Origin of the sequence: Nonomuraea sp. NPDC059023 (assembly GCF_042740095.1) — a bacterium.
Taxonomy (GTDB): Bacteria; Actinomycetota; Actinomycetes; order Streptosporangiales; family Streptosporangiaceae; genus Nonomuraea.
Genome location: NZ_JBHYIO010000041.1, coordinates 1 through 17,412 on the forward strand (window position 1 = coordinate 1; position 17,412 = coordinate 17,412).

Consider the following 17,412-nt stretch of genomic DNA (forward strand, 5'->3'; position numbering starts at 1 on the left):
TTCAGCCGGTCCGCTTGGTGTCAAATTGACACTCGCGGGCTGACCTGCGGGAATTTCGACCACCCCGTCTCCGGGGCAACCCCTCTAACTTACTCGCTCCGAGACCGACATGCAAATCGATCATCAGAACCAGCGCGTTGCAAGGGGATACCGACTCAGCACACGCCAGAACCACCCGAGAGAGGTGGTTGGTTGCGCCGCACTGCGTCGGCTTTAGAAGATTAGCAGCGCCCCAGACCACTCGGGACACCTTCCGCAACACAGAACGATCACAGCCGAACATAGACTCCCCCCGTGAGCAGGAACACGCCGCCGACGGCGAAGAGGGTCCCGACTGAGCGTCTCCATCACGGCGACACCGTGATCGACGAATACGCGTGGCTGACCGACAAGGAAGATCCGGACACGGTCTCCTATCTGGAAGCCGAGAACGCGTATCTCAAACAGGAGACCGCTCACCTGGCCGACCTCCAGGAGCAGGTTTTCCAAGAGATCAAGGGCAGGACGCAGGAAACCGACCTGTCCGTGCCCAGCCGTAAGGGCGCGTGGTGGTATTTCACCCGTACGGAGGAGGGCAAGCAATACGCCGTCTCCTGCCGGGTACCCGCCACCGGCGACGAACCTCCGGAGATTCAGCCCGGCAAGGTTCTCGACCACGAGCAGGTGCTGCTCGACGGCAACGCGCTGGCCGGCGACAGCCCGTTCTTCTCGGTCGGCACCAGCGCGGTCTCCCCCGACGGCACGATGCTGGCCTACTCCACCGACTACAAGGGCGCCGAGCGCTTCACCCTGCGCTTCAAGAACCTGACCACCGGCGAGACGCTCCCCGACGAGATCGAGGACATCTTCTACGGCGGAGCCTGGTCCGCCGACGGCTCGACGTTCTTCTACACCCGGGTGGACGACGCCTGGCGCCCCCACCAGGTCTACCGCCACACCCTCGGCACTCATGACGACGTCCTGGTCTACGAGGAGTCCGACGAGCGGTTCTGGGTCGGCATCGGCCTGACCCGCAGCGAGCGCTACCTGGTCCTGGGCGCCGGCAGCAAGATCACCAGCGAGGTGCGCCTCCTGGCCGCCGACGACCCTTCCGGCGAGTTCCACCTGGTACGCCCCCGCGAGACCGGCGTCGAATACGGCGTCGAGCACGCCGGAGACTTCTTCTACGTGCTGCACAACAAGGCCGCCGAGAACTTCGAGATCGCCACCGCCCCGCTCGGCTCCCCCGGCGACTGGACGCCGCTGATCGAGCACCGCGAGGACACCCGCCTGCTGGAGATCGACGCCTTCGAGAACCACGCCGTGGTGCACTTCCGCCGCGAAGGTCTTACCGGCCTGCGGATCCTGCCCAAGGACGCGGACGCGTACGAGATCGACTTCCCCGAGCCCCTCTACGACGTCGGGCCCGCGGGCAACCCCGAGTTCTCCACCGGCAGGCTCCGGCTGGCCTACACCAGCATGATCACGCCGCCCAGCGTCTACGACTACGACCTGGCCACGCACGAGCTGATCCTGCTCAAGCAGCGGCCGGTGCTCGGCGGCTACGACCCGGGCGACTACGAGCAGGTCCGCGAGTGGGCCACGGCCGAGGACGGCACCCGCGTCCCGATCTCGATCGTCAAGCGCAAGGACGCCGCCAAGCCCGCCCCCACCGTCCTGTACGGCTACGGCAGCTACGAGACCTCCATCGACCCGAGCTTCTCCGTGGCCAGGCTGTCCCTGCTCGACCGCGGGTTCGTCTTCGCCATCGCGCACGTGCGCGGCGGCGGCGAGATGGGCCGTCGCTGGTACGAAGAGGGCAAGATGACCCGCAAGAAGAACACCTTCACCGACTTCGTGGCCGCCGCGAAGCACCTGAAGGCGGCGGGCTGGAGCGAGCGGGTGATCGCCAGGGGCGGTTCGGCCGGCGGCCTGCTGATGGGCGCGGTCGCGAACCTGGCTCCGGAGGAGTTCGCGGGCGTGGTGGCCGAGGTGCCGTTCGTGGACGCGCTGAACACGATCCTCGATCCGTCGCTCCCGCTGACCGTGATTGAGTGGGACGAGTGGGGCGATCCGCTGCACAACTCCGATGTCTACGCCTACATGAAGAGCTACACGCCTTACGAGAACGTGGACGGCCGGCCGTACCCGCCGATCCTCGCGATCACGAGCCTGAACGACACGCGCGTCCTCTACCACGAGCCGGCGAAGTGGATCGCCAGGCTGCGGGCGGTCGCGAACGGCGGGCCGTTCCTGCTGAAGACGGAGATGGGCGCCGGGCACGGCGGACGCAGCGGACGTTACGACGCGTGGCGCGAGGAGGCGTTCGCGCTCTCCTGGATCATCGAGAGGGGCACCGCATGACCTACCAGGCCGACGAGGGCCGGTATCAGGACCGCATGCCGTACAACCGGAGCGGGCGGAGCGGGCTCAAGCTGCCTGCAGTCTCGCTGGGGTTGTGGCACAACTTCGGCGACGACCGTCCGCTGGAGAACTCGCGCTCGATCCTGCGGCGGGCCTTCGACCTGGGCGTGACGCACTTCGACCTGGCCAACAATTACGGCGTGCCGTACGGCTCGGCGGAGCGGAACTTCGGGACGATCTTCGCCCAGGACTTCGCGCGCTACCGGGACGAGCTGATCATCTCGACGAAGGCCGGCTATGACATGTGGCCGGGGCCGTACGGGGAGTGGGGCTCGCGCAAGTACGTGCTGGCCAGCCTCGACCAGTCGCTCGCCCGCATGGGGCTCGACCACGTCGACGTCTTCTACAGCCATCGGCCCGATCCGCAGACGCCGTTCGAGGAGACGATGGGCGCGCTGGACCACGCGGTGCGGTCGGGGAAGGCCCTGTACGCGGGCATCTCCAACTACTCGGCCGAGCAGACCGCGCAGGCGGCCAGGATCATGCGCGAATTGGGTACGCCGCTGCTGATCCACCAGCCGTCCTACTCGATGATCAACCGGTGGATCGAGGACGGGCTGCTGGACACGCTGGAAGATGCGGGGATGGGCTGCATCGTCTACTCGCCCCTGGCGCAGGGGCTGCTGACCGACCGCTACCTGAAGGACGTGCCGGCGGACTCGCGGGCGGCGACCAGCAGGTTCCTGTCGGCCGAGCGGGCGGAGCGCGACCGTGAGCTGGCCCGCGGTCTCAACGGCATCGCCGAGCAGCGCGGCCAGACGCTGGCCCAGATGGCCCTGTCCTGGGCCATGCGCGACCCGCGGGTCACCAGCGTGCTGATCGGCGCGAGCAGCGTGAAGCAGTTGGAGGACAACGTGGCCTGCGTGAACGGCCCCGCCTTCACCGAGGACGAACTGGCCCGGATCGACAAGCTCGTTGTTTAGAGGGCCTCGTGTTTCTGCAGCCAGGTGAAGGCGGCCCATCCGGGGAGGACGGGGAGCCAGAACGTGAGCAGGCGGTAGAGCAGGACGGCGGAGGTGGCCACGGCGCTGTCGACGCCGGCCACCGTGAGGCCGCCGGCGAGCGCGAGTTCGACCGCGCCCAGACCACCCGGTGTGGGCGCGGCCGAGCCGATCGCGTTGGCGGTCAGGAAGACCACGGCGACGGCGGTGAAGGAGATGTCGCCGCCGAACGCCGAGACGCAGGCGTCGAGGCAGGTCACGAACGCGATCGTGATCATCACGGTCCCGGCGAAGCCCTCGAACATCTTCCGCGGTGACTGCAGCACGTCCAGCAGGCGCGGCAGCACGTTCGAGAAGAGTGAGCGCAGCCGCTTGGTGAGCATCCTGCGCAGCGGCGGCACGCCGAGCACGGCGACGATCAGCACCGCGACGGCCAGCATCACCAGGACCAGCCCGCGTGTGGGCGTGAACGACGTGGCGGTGTTGGACCCGGTGATGTAGGCGAACAGCAACAGCAGGCTGATGTGCGCGATCAGCATGACCAGTTGCGAGGCGCCGACGCTGGCCACGGCCGAGGCGGGCGGGATGCCGCGCTTCTGCAGGTAGCGGGTGTTGATCGCGACGGCGCCCACCGCGGGCGGCGCGACCAGCTTCACGAACGACGAGGCGAACTGCACCAGCACCGTCCGCCACAGCGGCAGCGACTCCGGCACGAACCCGCGCAGCATGAGCGCGGCGGCGATGAAGCTGACGAACGAGGCGGCCAGCGCCAGCAGCGACCAGGCCCAGTTGGCGGTGGTGATGACGGTGACGAGGTTGACCTGGCTGAGCTGGGACAGCAGGAAGTAGGCGGCCAGCGTGCTGGCGATGATCGTGACCAGCGTGCGCGGACGGAACCGCTCCAGCCGGATCTCCTCGATCTTGGCCTGCGGCTTGAGCGCCTCGATCTGCTCCCGGATGGCCGACAGCAGGCCCTTGTCCTTGGCCAGCGCGGACCGTGTCTGCCGGGTCAGCGCGATCTTCTGCAGCAGTGGCATGGCCCCGGCCAGCGCGTCCTCGCCCACGACCCGGGCGGCGGAGGCGACCGAGCGCTCGGCCCCGACGCGCAGTGCGAGATAGGTGAGCAGCTGGACGACGTCGAGCCGCAGCAGCAGGTCGCCGGCGGCGATCTCGCCGCTCCTGGCGTCGGTGAGCACGACCCGGCCGTCGGCGTCGACGTGGATGCTGTCGCCGGTCAGCCGCCGGTGGGCCAGCCGTTGCAGGCGCAGCAGTTCGAGCTGCTCCCAGATCTGGGCGAGCAGGTCGTCGTCGATCTCGGAGTCGGGCAGCGCGTCGAGCGGGCGGGTGCTGAGGTGCTCGTAGGCGAGGAGCGCGGCTTCGGTGCCGACCTCGCTGGTGCCGAGCAGGCGCGGGGTCGAGGCCCCCGCCGCCTGCGCGGCGTAGGCCATGAGCGCCTCGCGTTCCAGCTCCGCGCGCAGCGACCTGATCGCCCTGCGCCTGGTCTCGGAGTTGAGCCTGATGCGCCGCCACAGCCGGTACGGCAGGCCGGCCACCTGCCGGTCACGGTCGAGAACGGTGACGTCGAGGCTGCTGCCGTCGTGGAGCCCGATGGCGTAGCGGCGGCTGCCCTGGTGGTCGTCTTCGATCCGCCGGGCGCTGACCGGCTGGAAGGAGAGCTTGCGCAGGGCGGCGATCACCGCGGTGCCGGGGGGTCTGGTGTTGGGGCTGCCGACGCCGTAGAGCGTGCCGTAGCCGATGGCCATGCCGGCCACGATCGTCACCATCGCGCTGGGCAGCGTGAGCTGCTTGCTGGTGAACAGCGAGAGCACGTCGAGCGCGATGACCGTCCAGATCAGCGCCCGCCAGGTGGGCCTGCGTGAGATGCGTACGGCGGTGCTGTAGGCGACCACGGAGGCGAGCAGGGTGTTGAACGGCTCCACCCCCGGCCGGTTGCCGGTGAGCAGTTGGCGCAGGTCGCCCGCGGCGTCGGAGGACATGACCCATTCGCCGATGAGGAACGAGCCGACCAGGCCGATGATCGCCGCGATGAGGCCTTCCGCCACGCGCAGGCCGTCGCGGTGGAAGACGCGCTCGACCGCGAAGGCGACCGGCACGACGAGCACCGCGCCGCCGCCGAGGAAGGCGGCGACCCGGCTGAGCAGGTTGGGTACGAGGTTGGCGCCCTCGGCGACGTCGCCGGCCAGGCCGTTCAGCGTCTGCTTGGCGACCAGCGACAGCAGGACGATCGCGGCGAGCGCGAGCAGGGCGGCGATGAAGCGGAGCAGGTCGGAGGGGCGGCGCAGGCGTTGCGGCAGGAGCGGTTCGACGACGTAGACCTCCGGGTCCTTGTCGTCGCCCTCCGTTTCACGGCGCGGCTCAACCACGGCCGGTTCCCTCTCCGAGAGGTCCGCCGCGTTGTCGCGTTCTCTGATTTCCGCCACCGTCCGCGATTCTGCACCTTCCGGGCCAGACCGTACGATCTTTGGCCTCTAGTGTCCCCAATCGTCACCTGAGTCAACGCCCCGGGTAAGGACTCGACCAGCGACGACGCGTCTAACCCCGGTCCGCGGCCAACGTTGGCATCCTCAGGCCATGATCACTCATACGATGCTGATCCTGGCCCTAGCCGCGCCGGGCGAACCGCTCGTAGACGCGGTCAAGGTGGACAACGTACTAGGACATCTCCAGGCCTTCCAAGCCATCGCTGACGCACACGCGGGTACCCGGGCAGCCGGCACGCCCGGATACGACGCATCTGCAGCCTATGTGGCCGCGCGGCTGCGTGACGCGGGTTACACCGTGCGGCTTCAGCCGTTCGCCTTCGACTTCTACCGGGAGCTGGCGCCGGCGGTGGTGGAGGGCGGCGGGCGGCGGCTCACGGGGGTCACCACGCTGAGGTACTCGGGCGCCGGCGACGTGCACGCGGCGCCGCAGGAGGCGGGCGAGGGGTGCGCGGCCCGTGACTTCAAGGGTTTTCGCGCCGGGCGGATCGCGGTGACGCGGCGCGGGACGTGCATGTTCGCGGTGAAGGCGCGCAACGCGGCGGCCGCGGGAGCCAAGGCGCTGATCGTGGTCGACCAGAAGGGCTCCTTCGCGGGGAGCGCGGGGACGCCGCAGCCGATCCCGGTCGTGGGGGTGCCGCCGGAGGCGGGCGCGCAGGTGACCAAGCTGAAGAGGGTCCGGGTCACGACGAAGACCGTGAGCGAGGAGCGCATCACGCACAACGTGCTGGCCGAGACGCGGGGCACGGGCAGGGCGGTGATGGTCGGGGCGCACCTGGACTCGACGCTGGACGGGCCCGGCATCAACGACAACGGCTCGGGCAGCGCGGCGATCCTGGAGATCGCGCTGCGGGCGGCGCGTACGCCGTTGCGGCAGCCGGTGCGGTTCGCCTGGTGGGGCGCGGAGGAGGTGGGCCTGCTCGGGTCCGGCCACTACGTGCGGAGCCTGCCGGAGACCGAGCGCAAGAAGATCGAGGCCTATCTGAACCTCGACATGATCGCCTCGCCGAACCACACGTTCGCGATCTTCGACGGTGACGACTCCGAGCGCACGGGCGCGGGCGCGGGCCCGAAGGGCTCGGCCAGGGTGGAGCGGGCGTTCCAGCGGTATTTCCGCGAGCGCGGCCTGCCGTTCCGCGCCGCCGATCTGACGGGCCGTTCGGATTACGGGCCGTTCGTGGCCGCCGGGATCGCCTCCGGCGGATTGTTCACCGGCGGCGAGGAGAAGAAGACGGAGAAGGAAGCCGGTCTGTTCGGCGGTACGGCGGGCCAACCGCTCGACAAGTGCTACCACCAGGCCTGCGACACATTGCGGAACATCAGTGTGAAGGCGCTGGAGGTGACGGCGGACGCGGTCGCGGCGGTCGTCAGCCGCCTGGCCGCATAAGAACTCCGGGGCAACATCTTCCCCAGTAACCCCCCTTCGGAATATTTTTCACGCTATCGGGGGGATCGTTTCATCTTTACCGAGGAGCCATATGCGTCGTCGCCTGTCCGCAGGCGTGCTGGGTGCGGCCGCGCTCGCACTCGTCACCCCCCTCGCCCTGTCCGCTCCCGCTTACGCCGACCACGGCCGCGATCCGGCCCGCCAGCTCGTCCAGGCCGTCAAGGGCAAGCACGTCGAACGCCACCTGCGGGTGCTCGACCTGATCGCCAAGGCCGGCGGCGGCACCCGCGTCTCCAGCAGCCGCGGCTACGACCTGTCGCGTGACTACGTGGCCACGCTGCTGCGCGCCGTCGGCTACAAGGTGACCGTCCAGCCGTTCGAGTTCACCTTCGACGGCTACCGGACCAAGCCCGTGCTCGAACGGCTCTCGCCCAGTCCCAAGGCCTACAAGAACGGCTTCTTCAACGACTACGTCGCGATGGGCGACTCGCCCGCCGGCGGCGTCACCGGGCAGATCCAGGCCGTGGACCTGGTGCTGCCGCCGACGCCCCAGCCGTCGTCCACCTCGGGCTGCGAGCCGGCCGACTTCGCCGGGTTCGTCAAGGGCCGCGTGGCGCTGCTGCAGCGCGGCACCTGCAACTTCGGGGTCAAGGCGAAGAACGCGCAGGACGCCGGGGCCAGTGCGGTGATCGTCCTCAACGAGGGCCAGCCCGGACGCACCGACGTGGACCTCAACCCGGCGCTCAGCGACCCGTCGATCACGATCCCGTCCTTCTTCACGAGCTTCGCCGTGGGCTCCGACCTGGCGGCGACGCCCGAGGCCACCGTGAAGCTGAACTGGGACCCGCTGGTCGAGCAGCGCACCACCTACAACGTGATCGCCGAGTCGCGCGGCGGCCGGGCCGACAACGTCGTGATGATGGGCGCCCATCTGGACAGCGTGCAGGAAGGGCCGGGCATCAACGACAACGGCTCGGGCTCCGCGGGAGTGCTGGAGGTGGCGCTCCAGATGGCCAGGTTCCAGCCGGTCAACAAGGTGCGGTTCGGGTTCTGGGGCGCTGAGGAGTTCGGGCTGCTGGGGTCGAAGCACTATGTCGAGTCGCTGTCGCAGGAGCAGAAGAACGCGATCGGGCTCTACCTGAACTACGACATGATCGGCTCGCCGAACTTCGCGTACCACATCTACGACGGTGACGGGGATGCGTTCGGGGTGCCGGGTCCGGCCGGGTCGGCGCAGCTGGAGAAGGACTTCCAGGGGTTCTACGGGGCTCGCGGCCTGCCGTTCAAGCCGAGCGAGTTCGACGGGCGCTCGGACTACAAGGCCTTCATCGACGCCGGGATCGCCGGCGGCGGGTTGTTCACCGGGGCCGAGAAGAAGAAGACCGAGGAAGAGGCCAAGCTCTTCGGCGGTACGGCGGGCGAGCCGTACGACCCGTGCTACCACGGCGAGTGCGACACGATCGAGAACGTCGACGAGACCGCGCTGGACGTGAACTCCGACGCGATCGCGGCCCTGGCCGCCAAGTACACCTACAGCAAGGCGGCGCTGGACGCCATCCACAAGCCGGGGGCGCCGCACACGCCGCCCGCGGCGCGGATGGCCGCCACCGTCACCCATGACGGGGTGCCCGCGGCGACGAGCTGACGAGGCTGGAGCGCCCCGGGGAAGTTTCCGGGGCGCTCTTTCGTAAGCTGTGCGCTATGTCGGGAAATCTGCAGGTTTTGGGGGCGTGTCCGCTGGACTGCCCCGACACGTGCTCCTGGGTCGTCACGGTCGAGAACGGCGAGGCCGTCAAGATGCGTGGGAATCCCGACCAGCCGTACACGCGGGGCGCGCTTTGCGTGAAGGTCAACCGGTATCTGGAGCACACACGGGCGGCTGACCGGATTCTCCATCCGCTGCGCCGTACCGGGCCCAAGGGGTCTGGGCAGTTCGAGCGGATCAGCTGGGACGAGGCGCTCGACGAGATCGCCACCCGGTTGCGGAGCATCGCCGACGAGCACGGCGGCGAGGCGATCTGGCCCTACAACGGCACCGGGTCGCTCGGCTACGTGCAGGGGTGCGAGGGCGTGGCGGGGCGGCGGTTCTGGAACATGCTCGGCGCCTCACGGCACTGGCTCAACATCTGCTCCTCCGCGGGCTCCTCCGGGCTGCGGCGCGCCAACGGCACCGCGGGCGGCATGGACCCGGAGAACTTCGCGCAGTCCAAGCTGATCCTGCTCTGGGGCACCAACACGCTGACCAGCGGGCACCACCTGTGGAAGTTCATCCAGGACGCGCGGGCCGACGGCGCGCACGTGGTGGCGATCGACCCGATCAGGACCCGTACCGCCGACCAGGCCGACGAGCACATCGCGATCCGGCCGGGCACCGACGCCGTGCTGGCGCTCGGCCTGCTCAACGTGGTGCTGGCCGAGGGCACACAGGATGAGGATTACCTGGCCGCACATACCGAGGGCTGGGATGACTTCCGCGAAGAAATCCTGAAATATCCGGTGGAACGTGCGGCCGAGATCACCGGCATCCCCGCCGCGACCGTCCACAGCCTGGGGATGAGGCTCGCCCACACCCGCCCCACCGCGATCCGCGCCACGATGGGCATCCAGCGCCACGCCGGCGGCGGTACGGCCATGCGCACGATCACCGCCATCCCCGGCGTGACCGGCGACTGGCGCCACCCGGGCGGCGGCGTGGCGTACTCGACCAGCGACCACGTGCACTTCACCATCGACACCCGCGAGGACCTGCTGGCCCAGCCGGTGCGCACGCTGGCCATGACCCGCCTGGCCGCGGAACTGCCGTCGGTGAAGTGCCTGTTCGTCTACGGCGCCAACCCGCTCGCCTCGACCTCCGACACCAACAGGATCCGCCGCGAGATGCTGCGCGAAGACCTGTTCACGGTGGTCATGGAGCACTTCCCCACCGACACCGCCGACCACGCCGACATCGTGCTGCCCGCGACCATGCAGACCGAGCACATGGACCTGCACGCCGGCTACGGCCACCTCTACCTGCTGTGGAACGAGCCCGCGGTCCCGCCGCCCGGCGAGTGCCTGTCCACGACGGAGACGTTCCGCCGCCTGGCCGAGCGCATGGGCATGACCGAGCCGTCGTTGTTCGACACGGACCTGGAGCTGGCCGAGCAGCTTCTGTCGAGCGGGCATCCGTCGCTGGAGGGCATCACGCTCGACCGGCTGCGCAAGGAGGGATGGGTGCGGATGAGCTACCCCAAGCCCTTCGCGCCCTTCGCCGACGGCTTCCCGACCCGGTCGGGGCGGCTGCGCTTCCCGCCGCCCGGCAAGGCCTACGTGCCGCCGTACTCGGCGGGCAAGGACGGGCTGACGCTGATCACCCCGGCCGCGCACACGTTCCTCAACACGATCTTCGGCAACAATCCCGAGCTGCGCAGGAGGTCGAAGGAACCGGTGGTGCTGGTGAACGCGGCCGACGCGGTGGCGCGCGGGCTGGCCGACGGCCAGCGGGTGCGCGTGCACAACGCCAACGGCGAGTTCCTGGCCGACGTGGAGATCAGCGACCGGGTGGCCGCCGGGGTCGTGGCCTCGCCCAAGGGCCGCTGGCCGAAGTTCTCGCCCGGCGGCGCCGGCCCGAACGCCGTGGTGGACGAGCGCGACGCCGACATGGGCAAGGGCGCCGTCTACCACGACAACATCGTCGAGCTCACGCCGGTGTGAGCGGCAGCTTGAACCCTTCGTGGGACTGGGCGTAGCCGAGGGAGCGGTAGAAGCGGTGCGCTTCCTCGCGCTGCTTGTCCGAGGTGAGCTGCACCATCACGCAGCCGCGTGCCCGGCCCTTGGCGTGCGCCCACTCCATCATCTTGCGGCCCCAGCCCTGGCCGCGCAGGTGGGCGGCGACGCGTACCGCCTCGACCTGGAGGCGGGTGGCGCCGTTGCGGGAGATGCCGGGGATGTAGGTGAGCTGCATGGTGCCGACGATCTCGCCCTTCAGCTCGGCCACGATCAGCTCGTTGTTCGGGTCGGCCTGGATGGCGGCGAAGGCGGCCTCGTGGGCGGGGCCGTACGTGCCGGTGCGCCGGGCGGCGACCGCGTCGTCGGCGATGAGGGCCACCACGGCGGGGACGTCCTCGGCCCGTGCCGCGCGGAACACCAGCGACAGCACGTACTGGGAGTCCTGGAGCGACGGGTTGGACGGCAGGCCCATGACCTTGCCCGTGGGCACGAAACCCTTGCCCGCGTACAGGGCGCGGGCGGCGGTGTTCACGTCGACGGCCCAGAGCTCGACCTCCTCGGCCTGCCTGCCGCGGGCCCAGGCGATCACCTCGTCCACCAGCCGCGAGCCGACCTTGGCTCCCCTGGCCTCAGGGGCGACCCACATGGACAGCAGGTGCACGTGTTCCGGCCGCTCGGCGAGGCCGTAGACCATGCCGTGGATCGCACCGTCCGCCGTGGCGGCGAAGAACACCGAATCCGGATTTTCCAGGCGTTCGACCCATTTCTCCGCCGGGAAGGCGGCCTCGCGCTCATAGGTGGATCCGAACGCGTCGGGAGAGTCGGCGAGGGCGCGCAGCCGTACCTCGCGCAGACGCCCGGCGTCGGCTGTGGTCAGGCGTTCCATGGTGAATTCAGGCATGTCCGCATCATGTCAGGGACGGGTCAGGGTCCATCCCCGATGTGAACAAGGGCACTGAAGGGGCAATCTGAGGCCATGAACGAAATCAGCCGACGCGACGAGATGTCGCTTTCCGGCGCCGCCCTCCGCGGCGCCCCCTGGAAGGCCGCCGTGGTCGGTGGCGGCGCCACCGCCGCCATCGCCTGGGTGTTCTCCGGATTCGACGACATGGCCTGGGCGCTCGGCCTGGGCATCAACCTGTTCGCGCTGATCGCCGCGATCGGCGCGGTCGCCAAGCCGGACGTGAGCGACCGGGTGACCAGGCAGGCCAGGATGTGGTCGCTGAAGCACCCGTGGAAGTTCGCGCTCCTGCCGGCCGGAATCTCGGCCGTCCTGGACTACCCGGTGCAACTGGTGCTCGACGGCGAGGGCGTCTTCGGGGCCGCATGGGGCGCGCTGTGGCACGGTGCGCTGGTCTACCTGATCGCGGCCGTCCTGACGTTCGTCATGCAGGGACGAGCACGATCTTCCCAGTGACCCGGCGCTCCACCAGATCCGCCATGGCCTGCCCCGCCTGTTCCAGTGGGCGCACCTGCGGGGCCACGGGATCGATGCCCGGCATGGCCAGCAGTTCCTCCAGCATCGCCCGGTTCTCCGCCGCATGGGTCATGGACCAGGCGCCCCAGTCCAGGCCCATGACGGACCGGCTGCGCAGCAGCACCTGGTTGGCGGGGAGCCGCGGGATCTCCCCGGAGGCGAAGCCCACCACCAGCAGCCGGCCGCGCTCGCGCAGCGCGCGCAGGGCCTGCTCCGACAGCGCGCCGCCGACGGGGTCGACCGCCACGTCCACTCCCCAGGCGCGCGCCGTGGTCTTGAGGTCGTCGTAGCCGACGGCCTCGTCCGCCCCGGCCGTGATCGCCACCTCGCGCTTGGCCGCGCTCGACGCCGCCGCCAGCACGTCGGCGCCCAGCGCCTTGGCCACCTGAACCGCCGCCAGCCCGACCCCGCCGCCCGCGCCCAGCACCAGCACGCGCTCGCCCGGCCGCAGCCCCGCCCGCTCCCGCAGCGCGAACAGCGCCGTGCAGTGGCTCTGCGCGAAGGCCGCCGCTCGCGCGGCGTCGAGATGATCAGGCAGCGGTACGGCCTGCGCCGCGTGCACCAGCACATGGCTGGCGAACCCGCCGAGCCCGGTGATGGCCAGGACCCGCGTGCCGTCGGGGGTGCGCCCCGCCACCTCGTACCCGGGTGTGAACGGCAGCGGCGGCCTGATCTGGTAGCCGCCGCGCACCATGAGCCCGTCGACGAAGTTCACCCCGGCCGCCTCGACCTCGATGAGCACCTGCCCGGGTCCGGGGACGAGGTCGGGGGTCTCGACGAGTTCGACGGGCTTGCCGTACTCGGTGCAGACGATCGCCTTCATCGGCGCTCCGCCACGCGCTTGAGGTTCTCCAGCGTCGTGACCATGTTCGCGGTGTTGTGGCCGACCCGGTCGGGCACGCCGGTGGCCCAGCCGCCGACGACGCGCATGAACGCGCCGCGGGTGTCCCACGTCTTCTGTTCGACCAGGCAGCCCTCGTCGGTCGGGGTCAGCTCGAACCGCCAGACGGCCACGTCGAGCACTCCCCCGGCGCGGACGTGGTAGGCGAAGGCGCGGCCGGGTTCCGCGGCGGTGACCGTGCATCGGGTGGACCAGCGGCGGGCGCCGTTGCGGTTGCTGCCGACGAAGCGCGCGCCCCTTCTGGGCTCCTTGACCTCGCCGACCCAGCGGGCCCTGCGGCACTCGGCGTTCCACGTGCCGAGGTTGGCGAGGTCGGTGATGAGCTCGTAGACCCGCTGTGCGGGGGCGGCGATCTCGATGCGTGCGGACGCGCTTGGCTCGCTCATGCCGCCCAGTCTGATCGACCGAACTTTATTCGGGCAAGCCTCTCTCGGCCTGGCTTCTGCAGACGTCGAACTCGTTGCCCTCGGGATCGCGCATGACGACCCAGCCGACGCCGTCCGCGGTGCGGCGGTCGTCGAAGATCGTGGCGCCGAGGCCGAGCAGGCGCTCGACCTCCTGGTCGCGGGTGCGGCCCTCGGTGCCGTTGACGTCGAAGTGGATGCGGTTCTTGATCGTCTTGCCCTCGGGAACCTTGACGAACAGCAGGTAGGGGTCCTGTTTGGTGCGCAACATGACTTCGTCGTCGCCGGGGACGTCGCCTTCGCCGAGCGGCAGGCCAGTGGCCTCCGACCACCACACGGCCAGCTCGTAGGGGTTGGCCGCGTCGATGGTGACGGCATGGATCTCAATCATGCGACCCAGTGAATCGAACACCACCAAAGCCGTCAAGCAGGTTATGCGGCCGTGCGGCAGGGGAACAGACCGCACGGCCGAGACCGCGAGGGGGGTCAGTGGGCGGCGCCGCCCGCCAGGTTGAGGCCGATGACGCCGATGACGATGAGCGCGATGCTGGCGACCCGGGCGAACGACACGTTGTCCCCCATGGCGAGCATGCCCACGATCGCGGTGCCCACGGCGCCGATGCCGGTCCAGACGGCGTAGGCGGTGCCGACCTCAAGCGATTTCAGGCTGTACGCCAGCAGGCCGAAGCTCAGGACCGCGAAGCCCAGGAACGAGATGGTCCACCACAGATGCGACAGCCCGTTGCTCATCTTGAGCGACAGGGCCATCACCACCTCGAAGGCGCCGGCGATGATGAGCAGGATCCACGCCATGACGATGCACTCCCTTGCGAACGAGTCGACAATGTCGTGCGTCGTCTTGGCAAACCGGGTACGGCGCGTCTCGTCCGGGAGCTATGTCGCTCATTTCCTCTAACGGCGGGCGTTCTCCGATGATTCCCACCAGATCGTGACCCAGCGGTCACGTGGCACCGGCCACATGCCGAGCTCCATCGCGGTCTCCGCCACCTCGGGGGCGCGGGCGGGGTCGAGGCAGATGCGGTGGCAGGCGGAGGCGGCCAGTTCCTCCAGCGTGCCGAAGCGTTCCAGTGGCGACTCGCGCTCCTCCACCCGCACGTCGAAGCCCATCGCCGCGGCCAGCGCCACCACGTCTTCCGCGACGGGCCGCACGGGGCGGCGTACGTCGTGGAAGTGCTCCCACAGCGGAGCGAGCCAGCTCATCGGGTGGCGGTGGGTGAGCTCCAGCACCACGCGGCGGCGGGCGTGCGCGTCGAGTTCGCGCAGGAAGCCGGTGAGGTCGGGCACGTTGTAGACGACGTGCGCGGCCACGGCCACGTCGGCGACGGGCACCTCGGGGGCCACGTCGGGCCAGCGGCCCTCGACCCGGACGACCTCCACGCCGAGTTTGTCCGCCTTGGGGCCGAGTGCGGCCAGCATCTCGGGTGAGGTATCCACGGCGATCACCGCGCCCAGGTGCTCGTGCAACGGCAGCGAGGCGGCGCCCGCGCCCGCGCCGACGTCAAGGACGGTGCCGCCCTCGGGCAGCGCCTCGGCCAGGCGCGTCATCGTCGGGCCGTGGTCGGGCTCGGCCAGCGCGCGGTCGGTGCGCGTGGCGAATCTGGCGGGACGGTGGCCCCACGGATCGGCCGGGGCCTTCTCCAGGATTTCCGGAGGAATGGCCCACGAACCCAGGCGCTCCCGCCACAGGGCGGAGAGCTCTTCGGCGTTCATGCAGACGAGCATGCCACGCATACCAGTGGTTACCCGCGGGTAGCATTTCTAGTAAGGTTACTGGCCAGTAGACTAACGCCGCGGTTCAAGGAGATCAGCAGCCATGGGCCACTACAAGAGCAACGTGCGCGACCTGGAGTTCAACCTCTTCGAGGTGTTCGGCCGCCGTGACATCCTCGGCACCGGGCCCTATGCGGAGGTCGATGAGGACGTCGCCCGGAGCATTCTCGACGAGGTCAACCGACTGTCCACGACCGTCCTTGCCGATTCGTTCGAGGAGGGCGACCGCACCCCGCCGGTCTTCGACCCCGCCACGAGCACCGTGACCGTCTCCGATGGCGTCAAGAAGTCCTACAAGGCGCTCGTGGACGGCGGCTGGGCGCACCTCGACCTGCCGGTCGACCTGGGCGGCCCCGGCATCCCGCGGACCCTCGCGTGGGCCACGGCCGAGATGGTCCTGGGCGCCAACCCGGCGCTGTACATGTACGCCGCCGGCCCCAATTTCGCCTACACCCTGTGGAAGACCGGCACCACTGACCAGAAGCGCTTCGCCGAACTGGCCATCGAGCGCAACTGGGGCGCCACCATGGTGCTCACCGAGCCCGACGCCGGCTCCGACGTCGGCGCGGGCCGCGCCAAGGCGATCCAGCAGCCCGACGGCACCTGGCACATCGAGGGCGTCAAGCGCTTCATCACCAGCGCCGAGCACGACATGTCGGAGAACATCTTCCACCTCGTGCTGGCCCGCCCCGAGGGCCACGGCCCCGGCACCAAGGGCCTGTCGATGTTCCTGGTGCCCAAGTACCACGTGAACCTGGAGACCGGCGAGCTCGGCGAGCGCAACGGCGCCTACGTCACCAACGTCGAGAAGAAGATGGGGCTCAAGGTCTCCACCACCTGCGAGCTCACCTTCGGCGACAAGCACCCGGCCATCGGCACCCTGGTCGGCGACGTGCACGAGGGCATCAAGCAGATGTTCATGGTCATCGAGCACGCCCGCATGATGGTCGGCACCAAGGCCATCGCCACCCTGTCCACCGGCTACCTGAACGCGCTGGAGTACGCCAAGTCCCGCGTCCAGGGCGCCGACCTGACCAAGATGACCGACAAGGCCGCCCCCCGCGTCACCATCACCCACCACCCCGACGTACGCCGCGAGCTCATGCTGCAGAAGGCCTACGCCGAGGGCATGCGCGCCCTGGTCATGTACACCGCGACCTTCCAGGACGCCATCCAGATCAACCCGGACGACCAGGCCGCGCACGCGATGAACGACCTGCTCCTCCCGATCGTCAAGGGCGTCGGCTCCGAGCGTTCCTACGAGCTGCTCTCCCGCTCGCTGCAGACCCTGGGCGGCTCCGGCTACTTGCAGGACTACCCGATCGAGCAGTACATCAGGGACGCCAAGATCGACTCCCTCTACGAGGGCACCACCGCGATCCAGGGTCTCGACCTGTTCTTCCGCAAGATCCTGCGCAACCAGGGCGCCGCCGTCGGCTCCCTGCTGGCCGAGATCAACGCCTTCGCCGGCTCCGAGGCGGGAAACGGCCGCCTGAAGGAGGAGCGCAAGCTCCTCGCCGAGGCCGCGGCCGAGGTCAAGGCCATGGGCGACACGATGGCCGGCTGGGCGCTCGGCTCCCTGGAGGCGCCGGGTGAGCTCTACAAGGTCGGCCTGAACTCCACCAGGTTCCTGCTGGCCCTCGGCGACCTCATCATCGGCTGGCTGCTGCTGCGCCAGTCGGAGGTGGCCCTGGCCCGGCTGGCCGAGGGCGAGGACGCCTTCTACCAGGGCAAGGTCGCCGCCGCCTCCTTCTTCGCCGGCACCGTCCTGCCGAGGATCGCCACCGAGCGGCGCATCCTCGACGCGACCGGGCTGGAGCTGATGGAGCTGCCGGAAGAGGCCTTCTGACCCAGGGGCCGGAGAAGACCGCCCGCCACGCCGGCGGGCGGTCTATTTTC

14 protein-coding genes and 1 riboswitch are annotated in these 17,412 nt (G+C 69.6%); of the genes, 7 read left to right on the forward strand and 7 right to left on the reverse strand.

Annotation, left to right across the window (positions count from 1 at the left end; all coding sequences use genetic code 11):
- Positions 1-294 precede the first annotated feature (294 nt).
- Entirely contained in the window at positions 295-2,343 is a 2,049-nt protein-coding gene (locus ACFWYW_RS47165; protein WP_379613950.1) for a S9 family peptidase, read from the forward strand.
- Positions 2,340-3,326 carry an L-glyceraldehyde 3-phosphate reductase gene (gene mgrA, locus ACFWYW_RS47170; RefSeq protein WP_379613952.1) on the forward strand — a complete coding sequence of 329 codons (987 nt, stop codon included), beginning with the start codon at positions 2,340-2,342 and terminating at the stop codon, positions 3,324-3,326. Before ACFWYW_RS47165 ends, mgrA begins: the two co-directional genes overlap by 4 nt.
- Here the strand turns inward: mgrA and ACFWYW_RS47175 are convergent.
- Positions 3,323-5,785 carry a flippase-like domain-containing protein gene (locus tag ACFWYW_RS47175; protein ID WP_379613954.1) on the reverse strand — a complete coding sequence of 821 codons (2,463 nt, stop codon included), beginning with the start codon at positions 5,783-5,785 and terminating at the stop codon, positions 3,323-3,325. The two genes, mgrA and ACFWYW_RS47175, sit on opposite strands and share 4 nt — an antisense overlap.
- A 151-nt stretch (positions 5,786-5,936) precedes the next feature.
- Between ACFWYW_RS47175 and ACFWYW_RS47180 the strand changes: the two genes are divergently transcribed.
- From ACFWYW_RS47180 to ACFWYW_RS47190, 3 genes are all read left to right on the forward strand, one after another.
- Entirely contained in the window at positions 5,937-7,232 is a 1,296-nt protein-coding gene (locus ACFWYW_RS47180; protein WP_379613956.1) for a M28 family peptidase, read from the forward strand.
- A gap of 91 nt (positions 7,233-7,323) precedes the next feature.
- Complete coding sequence (locus ACFWYW_RS47185; RefSeq protein WP_379613958.1) at positions 7,324-8,877, forward strand: M28 family peptidase; 1,554 nt, start codon at positions 7,324-7,326, stop codon at positions 8,875-8,877.
- 56 nt (positions 8,878-8,933) lie between these two features.
- A complete protein-coding gene (locus ACFWYW_RS47190) occupies positions 8,934-10,925 on the forward strand; it encodes a molybdopterin-dependent oxidoreductase (protein ID WP_379613960.1) in 1,992 nt (663 codons plus the stop codon).
- Here the strand turns inward: ACFWYW_RS47190 and ACFWYW_RS47195 are convergent.
- Positions 10,912-11,841: a GNAT family N-acetyltransferase gene (locus ACFWYW_RS47195; protein ID WP_379613962.1), complete on the reverse strand. Its 930-nt coding sequence runs from the start codon at positions 11,839-11,841 to the stop codon at positions 10,912-10,914. The two genes, ACFWYW_RS47190 and ACFWYW_RS47195, sit on opposite strands and share 14 nt — an antisense overlap.
- 75 nt (positions 11,842-11,916) lie before the next feature.
- Here ACFWYW_RS47195 and ACFWYW_RS47200 point away from each other — a divergent pair, with 75 nt between their 5' ends.
- Positions 11,917-12,357 (forward strand): hypothetical protein, encoded by a 441-nt coding sequence (locus ACFWYW_RS47200; protein ID WP_379613964.1) that lies wholly within the window; start codon positions 11,917-11,919, stop codon positions 12,355-12,357.
- Here the strand turns inward: ACFWYW_RS47200 and ACFWYW_RS47205 are convergent.
- The 5 genes from ACFWYW_RS47205 to ACFWYW_RS47225 form a co-directional block, all read right to left on the reverse strand.
- On the reverse strand, positions 12,326-13,240 hold the full coding sequence (locus ACFWYW_RS47205) for an NADPH:quinone oxidoreductase family protein (RefSeq protein ID WP_379613966.1): 915 nt from the start codon (positions 13,238-13,240) through the stop codon (positions 12,326-12,328). The two genes, ACFWYW_RS47200 and ACFWYW_RS47205, sit on opposite strands and share 32 nt — an antisense overlap.
- Positions 13,237-13,704, reverse strand: a complete 468-nt coding sequence (locus ACFWYW_RS47210; RefSeq protein ID WP_379613968.1) for an SRPBCC family protein — start codon at positions 13,702-13,704, stop codon at positions 13,237-13,239. Before ACFWYW_RS47210 ends, ACFWYW_RS47205 begins: the two co-directional genes overlap by 4 nt.
- A gap of 25 nt (positions 13,705-13,729) precedes the next feature.
- Entirely contained in the window at positions 13,730-14,113 is a 384-nt protein-coding gene (locus ACFWYW_RS47215) for a VOC family protein (RefSeq protein ID WP_379613970.1), read from the reverse strand.
- A 95-nt stretch (positions 14,114-14,208) separates the two neighbouring features.
- Positions 14,209-14,535, reverse strand: coding sequence for a DMT family transporter (locus ACFWYW_RS47220; RefSeq protein WP_379613972.1), 327 nt, complete (start codon positions 14,533-14,535; stop codon positions 14,209-14,211).
- 35 nt (positions 14,536-14,570) lie between these two features.
- Positions 14,571-14,630: riboswitch (guanidine-III (ykkC-III) riboswitch) on the reverse strand.
- A gap of 4 nt (positions 14,631-14,634) precedes the next feature.
- Positions 14,635-15,453 carry a class I SAM-dependent methyltransferase gene (locus ACFWYW_RS47225; protein ID WP_379613974.1) on the reverse strand — a complete coding sequence of 273 codons (819 nt, stop codon included), beginning with the start codon at positions 15,451-15,453 and terminating at the stop codon, positions 14,635-14,637.
- A gap of 103 nt (positions 15,454-15,556) precedes the next feature.
- Between ACFWYW_RS47225 and ACFWYW_RS47230 the strand changes: the two genes are divergently transcribed.
- Positions 15,557-17,362, forward strand: a complete 1,806-nt coding sequence (locus tag ACFWYW_RS47230) for an acyl-CoA dehydrogenase (protein ID WP_379613976.1) — start codon at positions 15,557-15,559, stop codon at positions 17,360-17,362.
- The last annotated feature ends 50 nt before the right edge of the window (positions 17,363-17,412 follow it).